An 11,049-nucleotide genomic window follows, 5' to 3' on the forward strand; every position below is an offset into this window, starting at 1 on the left:
CGGTGGTCATAGCGTGAGGGAAACGCCCGGTTACATTCCGAACCCGGAAGCTAAGCCTTACAGCGCCGATGGTACTGCAGGGGGGACCCTGTGGGAGAGTAGGACGCCGCCGAACAATTCTTCAGAAGAACCCCCATCCGGGTCCCGGATGGGGGTTCTTCGCATTTCCGGGGCGGAGTCAGAGTTTGAGCTTGAATCCGACGTGCGAGGCCGTGAACCCGAGCCGTTCGTAGAAGCGGTGGGCGTCCGTACGGGTCGCGTCGGAGGTGAGCTGGACGAGGTCGGCGCCGAGTTCGCGGGAGCGTTCGACGGCCCACCGGATCAGTTCGCTGCCCAGTCCGCTGCCGCGTTCGTCGGCGTGGATGCGGACGCCCTCGATGATCGTGCGGGTGGCGCCGGCTCGGGAGAGGCCCGGGACGACGGTGAGTTGCAGGGTGCCGATGGTGCGGCCGGCCCGGTCGGCGACGATCAGGTGCTGGTGCGGGTCGCCGTCGATGCGGGCGAAGGCGGTGCGGTAGGGGGTGAGGTCGTCGGGGCTTTCGCGGGTGGCGCCCAGCGGGTCGTCGGCCAGCATGGCCACGATCGCCGGCAGGTCCTCGGCGGTGGCCCGCCGGATCGTCAGAACAGCCGTTTCAGTCATGATCAGAGACTAGAAGTACCTCTTCCGCCACCACACCCTGTCTACGCCCGTAGCACCCCTTCGCGGCCCTTCAGAAGGGCCGCGGGACCCCACCCGGCGTCACTCCCCGGGCCTGGCACTGGTGATGACGGCGAAGACGGCGCCGTGCGGGTCGACCAGCTGGGCCAGGCGGCCGACGCCGTGCACGTCCATGGCCGGGATCCGGACGGTCGCGCCGAGGGTGCCGGCGATGGCGATGCTGGCGTCGGTGTTGGGTACCTCGAAGTAGGGGAGCCAGTGCGAGCTGGTGCCGCGCGCGGTGTGCTCGGGGCCGAGCTGCATGATGCCGCCGTGGGCGTCGTCGGTGCCGCCGCCGGCCGGGGTGAGGACGGTGTACATCGCCTCGCCGAGCGGGACGTCCTGCTCCTGCCAGCCGAAGACGGCGCGGTAGAAGGTTTTGGCACGCTCGGCGTCGATGCTGTAGCACTCGGCCCAGCAGAGGCTGCCCTCCTCGGTGACGAGGTCCAGTCCCCGGGTGTCGTGCGGCTGCCAGACCGCGAAGTCGGCGCCGGTCGGGTCCGTGTAGCCGGCCATCCGGCCCGCGGTGAAGACGTCGAAGGGGGCGAACCGGACGCGGCCGCCGGACTGTTCGACCAAGGCGGTGGTGCGGTCGGCGTCCTCGGTGGCGAAGTAGAGCGTCCAGCCGGGAGGGACGCTCTCGTCGGCGAGCGGGCCGAGAGCGGCGACGGTCCGGCCGTCGAGCTGGAAGAAGCCGTAGCCGCCGGCCTCGGGACCGGCCGAGTCGAAGGTCCAGCCGAACAGCGCGGTGTAGAAGTCGACGGACGCCCGGGTGTCGGGGCTGCTCAGGTCGAGCCAGTCCGGGGAACCGGGGCGGAAGTCGGTGTTGAGCATGGCGGCACTGCTCCTAGGACGGGGCCCGGGCGGGCGCGGTCGACAGCGGGCCCCCCTCGGTGCCTCCCAGCCTGGCACCTCGGCCGGGGCGGTGCACGGCAGGAGCTGCGGGATCGGAACGGCGGGGGTTGTCGGGGCGGGGCGGTACGGTGCGTAGCGGAGTCGATTCACCCGTACCGGTCGAAGGGGGTCCGGTGAGCAAGCAGGCGGCGCAGTCCGGGCAGCAGGTGCCGCGCCAGCTGGCGCAGGTCGAGGGCGTGCTGGAGCGGATCACCTACGCCAACGAGGAGACCGGCTACACGGTGGCCCGGGTGGACACCGGCCGGGGCGCGAACGACCTGCTGACGGTGGTGGGCGCGCTGCTCGGGGCGCAGGTCGGCGAATCGCTGCGGCTCCACGGGCGGTGGGGCTCGCACCCGCAGTACGGGCGGCAGTTCACGGTGGAGAACTACACCACGGTGCTGCCCGCCACGATCCAGGGGATCCAGCGCTACCTGGGCTCGGGGCTGATCAAGGGGATCGGGCCGCGGTTCGCCGAGCGGATCGTGGAGCACTTCGGGCTGGACACCCTGGAGGTGATCGAGAACGAGCCGGGTCGGCTGATCGAGGTGCCGGGGCTGGGGCCGAAGCGGACGAAGAAGATCGCGGCGGCCTGGGAGGAGCAGAAGGCCATCAAGGAGGTGATGGTCTTCCTGCAGGGGGTCGGGGTGTCGACCTCGCTGGCTGTGCGAATCTACAAGCAGTACGGCGACGGCTCGATCGGGGTGGTGAAGAACGAGCCGTACCGGCTGGCCTCGGACGTGTGGGGCATCGGCTTCCTGACGGCGGACCGGATCGCCCAGGCGGTGGGCATTCCGCACGACAGCCCGGAGCGGGTGAAGGCCGGCCTGCAGTACGCGCTGTCGCAGAGCACCGACCAGGGGCACTGCTTCCTGCCGGAGGAGCGGCTGATCGCGGACGGCGTGAAGCTGCTCCAGGTGGACGTCGGGCTGGTGATCGACTGCCTGGCGGAGCTGGTGGCGGCCGAGGGGGTGGTGCGCGAGGCGGTCCCCGGGGAGGGTGGCGAGCCGGTCACCGCGGTGTACCTGGTGCCGTTCCACCGGGCGGAGATCTCGCTGGCCAACCAGCTGGTGCGGCTGCTGCGATCGGACGCGGACCGGATGCCGTGGTTCGGGAACGTGGACTGGCCGGTGGCGCTGGACTGGCTGGCGAAGCGGACCGGGGCCGAGCTGGCGCCGGAGCAGGAGCAGTCGGTGCGGCTGGCGTTGACCGAGAAGGTCGCGGTGCTGACGGGCGGTCCGGGGTGCGGCAAGTCGTTCACGGTGAAGTCGATCGTGACGCTGGCGCTGGCGAAGCGGGCGAAGGTGGTGCTGGCGGCGCCGACCGGCCGGGCGGCGAAGCGGCTGGCGGAGCTGACCGGGGTGGAGGCCTCCACGGTGCACCGGTTGCTGGAGCTGAAGCCGGGCGGGGACGCCGCGTACGACCGGGACCGGCCGCTGGACGCGGACCTCGTGGTGGTCGACGAAGCCTCGATGCTGGACCTGATCCTGGCGAACAAGCTGGTCAAGGCAGTGCCGATGGGTGCTCACCTGCTGTTCGTGGGGGACGTGGACCAGCTGCCCTCGGTGGGTGCCGGGGAGGTGCTGCGGGACCTGCTGGCCGAGGGCGGGCCGATCCCGTCGGTGCGGCTGACCAGGATCTTCCGGCAGGCGCAGCAGTCCGGCGTGGTGACCAACGCGCACCGGATCAACGAGGGCAGGCCGCCGCTGACGGAGGGGCTGGCGGACTTCTTCCTGTTCGCCGAGGACGACGCGGAGCGGGCGGCCGGGCTGACGGTGGACGTGGTGGCGCGCCGGATCCCGCAGAAGTTCGGCTTCGACCCGCGCCGGGACGTGCAGGTGCTGGCGCCGATGCACCGCGGCCCGGCCGGCGCCGGGAACCTGAACGCCCTGCTCCAGGCGGCGGTGACGCCGGCCCGGGAGGGGCTGGCCGAACGCCGGTTCGGCGGCCGCACGTTCCGGGTGGGGGACAAGGTCACCCAGGTCCGCAACAACTACGACAAGGGGCGGAACGGCGTCTTCAACGGCACAGTGGGAGTGGTGACCGCCCTCAGCGTGGACGACCAGCGGCTGACGGTGCTCACCGACGAGGACGAGGAGGTGGCGTACGACTTCGACGAACTGGACGAGCTGGCCCACGCGTACGCGGTGACGATCCACCGCTCGCAGGGCAGCGAGTACCCGGTGGTGGTGATTCCGGTCACCATGTCCGCTTGGACGATGCTCCAGCGGAACCTGCTCTACACCGCTGTGACCAGGGCTCGGAAACTCGTCGTGCTGGTGGGGTCACGCAGGGCGATCGGGCAGGCCGTCCGGGCCGTCAGTGCAGGTCGGAGGCATACCGCGCTCGACCATCGGCTGACAGCTGGATGATTATCCAACGGGATGGTTGCCTCTAATGTTCTCTTGACGTGAAGAGATTTACGGCAGAGCCTAGGGTGGGTGCCGATCTTGTCCGGTTCGTACCGGCTGCGGCGGCAGGTTTTGTAGGGGCGGGCCCTTTCGGGTCACCCCGGGTGCGCGACTGTCCTCCGGATGGGGGATGGTAGAGACAGTCAGGGCACCTTGGAAGAGGATTCATTTCGTCGGTGAGGAAGACGTGAGCGACAACTCGGTAGTACTGCGGTACCAGGACGGCGAGTACGAGTACCCCGTCGTCGAGAGCACTGCGGGCAACTCCGGCTTCGACATCTCGAAGCTGCTCCCGCAGACCGGCCTGGTCACCCTGGACAACGGCTTCGGTAACACCGCCGCGTACAAGTCCGCGATCACCTTCGTGGACGGTGACAACGGCATCCTGCGGTACCGCGGCTACCCGATCGAGCAGCTCGCCTCCGAGGGCGGCTTCATCGAGACCGCGTACCTCCTGATCAACGGCGAGCTGCCGAACGCGGACCAGCTGGCGGAGTTCAACCGCGAGATCACCCAGCACACCCTGCTGCACGAGGACGTCAAGCGCTTCTTCCAGGGCTTCCCGCGGGACGCCCACCCGATGGCCATGCTGTCCTCGGTCGTCGGCGCGCTGTCCACGTTCTACCCGGAGAGCCACAACCCGTTCGACGCGGCCCAGCGCCACCTGTCGACCGTCCGCCTGCTGGCCAAGCTGCCGACGATCGCGGCGTACGCGTACAAGAAGGCGATGGGCCAGCCCTTCGTCTACCCGCGCAACGACCTGAGCTACGTCGAGAACCTCCTGCGGATGACCTTCGCCGTCCCCGCCGAGGACTACGAGCTCAACCCGGTCGTCGTCAACGCGCTGGACAAGCTGCTCATCCTGCACGCGGACCACGAGCAGAACTGCTCGACCTCCACCGTGCGCCTGGTCGGCTCCAGCCACGCCAACCTGTTCGCCTCGATCTCGGCCGGCATCTCGGCCCTGTGGGGCCCGCTGCACGGCGGCGCCAACCAGGCCGTGCTGGAGATGCTGGAGAGCATCCAGAAGGACGGCGGCGACGTCGACTCCTTCATCACGAAGGTGAAGAACAAGGAAGCCGGCGTCAAGCTGATGGGCTTCGGCCACCGGGTCTACAAGGCCTTCGACCCGCGCGCCGCCCAGGTGAAGCTGCTCGCGCACGAGGTCCTCGGCCAGCTCGGCAAGAGCGACGAGCTGCTGGACATCGCGCTCAAGCTGGAGGAGCACGCCCTCAAGGACGACTTCTTCATCTCGCGCAAGCTGTACCCGAACGTGGACTTCTACACCGGCCTGATCTACCGCGCCATGGGCTTCCCGACCAGCATGTTCACCGTGCTGTTCGCGCTCGGCCGGCTGCCGGGCTGGATCGCCCACTGGCACGAGATGATCAACGACCCGACCAGCCGGATCGGCCGTCCGCGCCAGATCTACACCGGCACCGCGATCCGCGACTACGTGCCGCTGGACGCCCGCTGACCGGAGCGGAGCCGCTCGCCGGCCCGCACGGAAGCTGAGAGGGGCCCGGCCGCTGCCTGAGCGGCCGGGCCCCTTCGCGCCCCGGTGGCGTGCCCGAGGGCCCGCGCGGGGACGGAACCGAACGGCGCACGACTCCGGGGCCGGCCGCAACCGGGGACGGCCGCTCAAAGCGTCCCTGGCCCGCCAGAACCCCGGCGTCGTGCGCGGCGGCCGTCGAGACCGACGACCGTTCCCGGGGCCCGCCGGAGCCCCGTCGGCGACAGCCCGGTGGAAGCGCGGGAACACGTTGCCGTTCAGCGTGTCCCCGCCCATCGGAAAAACTGCCGCACTACCAACCTAAGACGTATCAGGGTGCGAGAAGTTACGCCCGGGGGGTGTGAGCTGCCTCTCGCCACGCTCCGTGTGCACGTCGTACCACGCCCATATCACACGTTCACTCGTGCGGGACGTCACCCTCCCCGCAGTCACGGCAACCGAGCGTGATAGGAATCGTGGCATTCCGGTACGGACCGTCGCGCACATTCGCAGCGCGACGGCGGGACTGGGGAGGGAGTGGGCAGATGTCCAGGAACGTCGTCGTCACCGGCGGTGGCACGGGAATCGGGTACGAAGTCGCGCGTCGGTTCGTCGAGGCAGGCGACCACGTGGTGATCGTGGGCCGCCGCCGGGAGGTCCTGGAGAAGGCCGCGGCCGACCTCGGGCCGAACGTCACCCCGCTGGTGTGCGACCTCGCCGATCCGGACGCCGTCGAGGCCGCGCTCGCCGACCTGCCCGAGCGGATCGACGTCCTGGTCAACAACGCCGGCAGCCGGGAGACCGTGGTCGGCGGCGGGCCGCACGCCCTGCTGGCGCGCTGGCGCGGCGACTTCGAGCGCAACGTGCTGACCGTGGTGCTGCTCACGGAGTCGGTCCGCGACCGGCTCACCCCGGGCTCCGGCCGGGTGGTCACCATCAGCTCCATCGCCGCCCTGCGCGGGGCCGGCTCGTACGGTGCGGCGAAGGCCTCGCTGCACGCCTGGAACCACTTCCTGGCCGCCCAGTTGGGCACCTCGGGCATCACCGCCAACATCGTCGCGCCGGGTACGGTCGCGGGTACCGAGTTCTTCGGGCCGCGGCTGGACGAGGCCGAGGTCGCCCGCCGGGCCGCCCGCACCCTGCTCGGGCGGATCGGCGAGACCGGCGAGGTCGCCGCGGCGGTGCACTTCCTGGCCTCGCCCGAGGCCGGCTTCATCACCGGCGAGATCCTGCACTGCAACGGCGGTGAGCTGCTGGGGCGTTGAGGCCCCGGAGTGCCCCGTTCGCGTGAGGGCCCCGGACCGGTACCGGCGGTACCGGTCCGGGGCCCTCCGACATCCGGGCTCAGTCGGGCTGGAAGCGGCGCAGCCGGAGGCTGTTGGTGACCACGAAGACCGAGGAGAAGGCCATCGCGGCCCCCGCGATCATCGGGTTGAGCAGGCCGGCGGCGGCCAGCGGGAGGGCCGCCACGTTGTAGCCGAAGGCCCAGAACAGGTTGCCCTTGATGGTGCCCAGGGTCTTGCGGGAGAGCCGGATGGCGTCGGCCGCCGAGCGGAGGTCGCCGCGGACCAGGGTGAGGTCGCCGGCCTCGATGGCGGCGTCGGTGCCGGTGCCCATCGCCAGGCCCAGGTCGGCCTGGGCGAGCGCGGCCGCGTCGTTGACGCCGTCGCCGACCATCGCCACGACCCTGCCCTCGGCCTGAAGTCGCTTGACGGTGGCGACCTTGTCCTCGGGGAGCACCTCGGAGATCACGTGTTCCGGCGCGATGCCGACCTCGGCCGCCACGGCCTCGGCCACCGCCCGGTTGTCACCGGTCAGCAGGACCGGGGTCAGGCCCAGTGCGCGCAGCCTGTCGACGGCCTGGGCGCTGGTCGGCTTGACCGCGTCGGCGACCTCCAGCAGGGCCCGGGTCTCGCCGTCCCAGCCGACCGCGATCGCGGTGCGGCCGGCCGCCTCGGCGGCGGCCTTGGCGCGGGCCAGGGAGGGCGGCAGGTGCTGCGTGCGGTCGGCCAGCAGGGCCTCGCTCCCGGCGACCACCGTGCGGCCCGCCACGACCCCCTGCACGCCCCGTCCGGGCACGCTGTGGAAGTCCGCGACGGCGGGCAGTTCGCCGGCCTTGGCGGCGGCCTCGGCGATCGCCCGGGCGATCGGGTGCTCGGAGGCGTGCTCGACGGCGCCGGCCAGGCGCAGCGCCTCGGCCCCGTCCACGCCCTCCCGGGTGTGCACGGCGACCAGGGTCATCCGGCCGGTGGTGACGGTGCCGGTCTTGTCGAGGACGACGGTGTCCACCGTGCGGGTGGTCTCCAGGACCTCGGGACCCTTGATCAGGATGCCGAGCTGGGCGCCCCGGCCGGTGCCGACCATGAGCGCGGTCGGGGTGGCCAGGCCCAGGGCGCACGGGCAGGCGATGATCAGCACGGCGACGGCGGCGGTGAACGCCTCGGTGGGGCTGTCGGTGACCAGCAGCCAGACCACCAGGGTGGCCAGGGCGATCAGGATGACGGCCGGGACGAATACCGCGGAGATCCGGTCGGCCAGCCGCTGGGCCGCGGCCTTGCCGTTCTGGGCCTCCTCGACCAGCTTGGCCATCCGGGAGAGCCGGGTGTCGGCGCCGACCCGGGTGGCCTCGACCACCAGGCGTCCGCCCGCGTTGACGGTGGCGCCGGTGACGGCGTCGCCGACGGTGACCTCGACCGGGACGGACTCGCCGGTGAGCATCGAGGCGTCCACCGCCGAGGCGCCCTCCACCACCACGCCGTCGGTGGCGATCTTCTCGCCCGGCCGGACCACGAAGTGGGTGCCGACGGTCAGCCGGTCCACCGGCAGCCGTACTTCGCGCCCCACCCGTCGCCCACCGTCGCCCTTGTCCGAGGACGCTTCGCGCCCGCCCCCCTCGTACTGGAGGACGGCGACGTCCTTGGCGCCGAGATCGAGCAAGGTGTGCAGCGCGGCGCCGGCCCGGCGCTTGGAACGGGCCTCCAGGTAGCGGCCGAGCAGGATCAACACGGTGACGGCGGCGGCGGTCTCCAGGTAGAGCGTGGCGGAGGCGTCGGTGTCGCCGATGGACAGCGAGAAGTCGTGGTGCATCCCGGGCATGCCGGCGTGGCCCCAGAAGAGCGCCCAGCAGGACCAGCCGAAGGCGGCCAGGGTGCCGAGCGAGACCAGGGTGTCCATGGTGGCGGCGCCGTGCCGCAGATTGGTCCAGGCGGCGCGGTGGAAGGGCAGGCCGCCGTAGACCACGACCGGGCCGGTGAGCGCGAAGGCCAGCCACTGCCAGTCGGTGAACTGGAGGGCCGGGACCATCGACAGCAGGACCACCGGGACGCTGAGGACGGTGCTGATCAGCAGCCGGTCCCGTTGGGGGTCGGCGGCCGGCCGCTCGGGGGCCGGGGCGCCGGCGGCCGGTTCGGGAGCGGCGGGCGCCGGGGGCGGGGGGAGCTCGGCGGTGTAGCCGGTGCGCTCGACGGTGGCGATCAGGTCCTCCACCGTGGTGCCGGGGCCGAAGCCGACCCGGGCCTTCTCGGTGGCGAAGTTGACGGTGGCCTCGACGCCGTCCATCCGGTTGAGCTTCTTCTCGATCCGGGCCGCGCAGGAGGCGCAGGTCATCCCGCCGATCGACAGCTCGACCCGGTCCCGGGCCCCGAGGTCCGGGGCGGACGTGCTCATGCGGATCAGCTCCTTGGTGCAGGCGGAGGGCGGGGGATGCTGCGCAGGCCCCCGCCGCCCCGGGTGGTTCAGGCGCTGCGGCCGACCAGCTCGTAGCCGGCCTCGTCGACCGCGGCGCGCACCTGCTCCTCGTCCAAGGGGGAGGCGGAGGAGATCGTCACGGTACCGGCCTGGGCGTCGGCGGTGACCTCGGTGACCCCGGCCAGGGCGGAGACCTCCTCGTTGATGGCCTTCTCGCAGTGGCCGCAGCTCATGCCGGACACGGTGTAGGTGATGGTGCTGGACATCGGAGGCCTCCGGGAGGTCTGGCGGCCCGGGCGTTCGCCCGGGTGCGGCGCTGTCAACGACTCTTCTGACACCATACCCCTCTAGGGTATTCACAGGGGCGGTGGGGTGGGCCGTCTCGCGCCGCACGGGCTCAGGGCCGGCCGGGCCTTTGTCGTGATCGTCCCTTATGTTCGATATGTGTTTCCGCACCGCCGCGCCCAGTCTCCCTCGACTCCCACCGCAGCCGGACTGCCGCCTGACCGGCAGCGCGGCGCCCTGCTCGCCGCCGACCTCCAGGACGTGCCGTTCTGGCGGCGCGCCGCCCCGGCGCTGAGCGCCGTCCTGCTGGTCGCGCTCGCGGACTTCCTCTCCGGCAAGGACCGCTACCTGGCCCCGCTGATGACCGTGGTGCCCACCATCGCGGCGCTGACCCTGAAACCCGGCGAGCTGCTCCTGGTCTGCTCGCTCGGGTTGCTCGCGGTGTTCGGGCTCAGCCACTACGACCGGGCCGCCACCATCAACGACGTCCGCTTCCTGTACGGGGCGATGATCAGCTACGTCGTCCTGACGCTGTTCTCGGCCTGGGTCGCCAAGATCCGGATGCGGCGCGCGGCGGCCTTCGCGGCCGTCAGCTCCGTCGCCGAGGCCGCCCAGCGGGCGCTGCTGCAGCTGCCGGGGCCGACCGTCGGGCCGCTGCGGCTCGCCGTGCGGTACGTGTCGGCGGCGGACGCCTCACGGATCGGCGGGGACCTGTACTCGGTGCTGCAGACGCCGCACGGCACCAGGGTCGCGGTCGGGGACGTCCGGGGCAAGGGACTGGCGGCGGTGCAGACCGCGGCGGTGGTGCTGGGCGCGTTCCGCGAGGCGGCGTACGACGAGGCCGGGCTGCGGGGCGTCGCGGCGCGGATCGAGGCCAGTGTCGAACGGCACGTGCCGGACGGGGAGTTCACCACGGCGCTGTTCGCGGAGTTCCGTACGCCGGGGACGATGGAGCTGCTGCAGTACGGGCACGTGCCGCCGATCCGGGTGGACGGCGAGGGGCGGGCGCACGTGCTGCACGCGCCGGACCCGTGGGTGCCGCTGGGGCTCGGCCGGCTGGCGGCGGGGGAGCCGACCACCTGGGGGCAGCCGTTCGGGGCGCAGGACGTGCTGGTGCTCTGCACGGACGGGGTGATCGAGGCGCGGCACCGGACGAGCGGGGAGTTCTACCCGCTGGTGGAGCGGGTCGGGCCGCTGGTGCGGGGAGCCGCGCGCTCGGAGGGGGAGCTGGAGGCGGCGGTGGGGCGGGTGTACGCGGACCTGCTGGCGCACACGGGTGGGGAGCTGCGGGACGACGCGCTGTTGCTGCTGATCGCGCGGACGGACGCCCCCTCGCGCCCCTGACGGGGCCCGGGGGGGGGACTGCGCGGGCAGGAGGGCCCGGGGAACTGCGCGGGGGAAGGGAGGCTCAGGCGGCGGTGACGTCCGCGAGGGTGCGGAAGACGAGGGCAGTGGAGGTGGCGCCCGGATCCTGGTGGCCGATGCTGCGTTCGCCGAGGTAGGAGGCGCGGCCCTTGCGGGCCTGGAGCGGGACGGTGTCGCGGGCGCCCTGTTCGGCGGCGTCGGCGGCCGCGGCCGCCGAC

At 72.0% G+C, this 11,049-nt stretch carries 9 protein-coding genes and 1 rRNA gene; 5 read left to right on the forward strand and 5 right to left on the reverse strand.

Translation table 11 applies throughout. The features are described 5' to 3' along the window. Window positions 1–115, forward strand: a 5S ribosomal RNA gene (rrf, locus tag KS423_RS26225); the annotation flags it as partial. Between the two features lie 63 nt (window positions 116–178). On the opposite strand, the gene KS423_RS26230 is transcribed toward rrf, so the two are convergent. Continuing rightward, entirely contained in the window at window positions 179–640 is a 462-nt protein-coding gene (locus tag KS423_RS26230; RefSeq protein WP_224282236.1) for a GNAT family N-acetyltransferase, read from the reverse strand. Between the two features lie 99 nt (window positions 641–739). Further along, entirely contained in the window at window positions 740–1,531 is a 792-nt protein-coding gene (locus tag KS423_RS26235) for a VOC family protein (RefSeq protein WP_224282237.1), read from the reverse strand. A gap of 194 nt (window positions 1,532–1,725) precedes the next feature. Here KS423_RS26235 and KS423_RS26240 point away from each other — a divergent pair, with 194 nt between their 5' ends. The 3 genes from KS423_RS26240 (at window position 1,726) to KS423_RS26250 (ending at window position 6,759) form a co-directional block, all read left to right on the forward strand. Continuing rightward, window positions 1,726–3,963 (forward strand): ATP-dependent RecD-like DNA helicase, encoded by a 2,238-nt coding sequence (locus KS423_RS26240; protein ID WP_224282238.1) that lies wholly within the window; start codon window positions 1,726–1,728, stop codon window positions 3,961–3,963. A gap of 226 nt (window positions 3,964–4,189) precedes the next feature. Further along, window positions 4,190–5,479 (forward strand): citrate synthase, encoded by a 1,290-nt coding sequence (locus KS423_RS26245; RefSeq protein ID WP_224282239.1) that lies wholly within the window; start codon window positions 4,190–4,192, stop codon window positions 5,477–5,479. A 560-nt stretch (window positions 5,480–6,039) separates the two neighbouring features. Continuing rightward, the gene (locus KS423_RS26250; protein ID WP_224282240.1) at window positions 6,040–6,759 is read left to right on the forward strand and encodes an SDR family NAD(P)-dependent oxidoreductase; all 720 of its coding nucleotides are present in this window, start codon (window positions 6,040–6,042) and stop codon (window positions 6,757–6,759) included. Window positions 6,760–6,838: 79 nt separating this feature from the next. Here KS423_RS26250 and KS423_RS26255 read toward each other — a convergent pair whose 3' ends face one another. Further along, window positions 6,839–9,160 carry a cation-translocating P-type ATPase gene (locus KS423_RS26255; protein WP_224282241.1) on the reverse strand — a complete coding sequence of 774 codons (2,322 nt, stop codon included), beginning with the start codon at window positions 9,158–9,160 and terminating at the stop codon, window positions 6,839–6,841. A 68-nt stretch (window positions 9,161–9,228) separates the two neighbouring features. After that, complete coding sequence (locus KS423_RS26260) at window positions 9,229–9,447, reverse strand: heavy-metal-associated domain-containing protein (protein WP_224282242.1); 219 nt, start codon at window positions 9,445–9,447, stop codon at window positions 9,229–9,231. A gap of 178 nt (window positions 9,448–9,625) precedes the next feature. Here KS423_RS26260 and KS423_RS26265 point away from each other — a divergent pair, with 178 nt between their 5' ends. Continuing rightward, on the forward strand, window positions 9,626–10,810 hold the full coding sequence (locus KS423_RS26265; protein ID WP_224282243.1) for a PP2C family protein-serine/threonine phosphatase: 1,185 nt from the start codon (window positions 9,626–9,628) through the stop codon (window positions 10,808–10,810). A 64-nt stretch (window positions 10,811–10,874) separates the two neighbouring features. Here the strand turns inward: KS423_RS26265 and KS423_RS26270 are convergent. Continuing rightward, on the reverse strand, window positions 10,875–11,049 hold a 175-nt coding region (locus KS423_RS26270; RefSeq protein ID WP_224282244.1), incomplete at its 5' end, for a DAK2 domain-containing protein.

The organism is Streptomyces sp. LS1784 (assembly GCF_020103755.1).
GTDB lineage: Bacteria > Actinomycetota > Actinomycetes > Streptomycetales > Streptomycetaceae > Kitasatospora.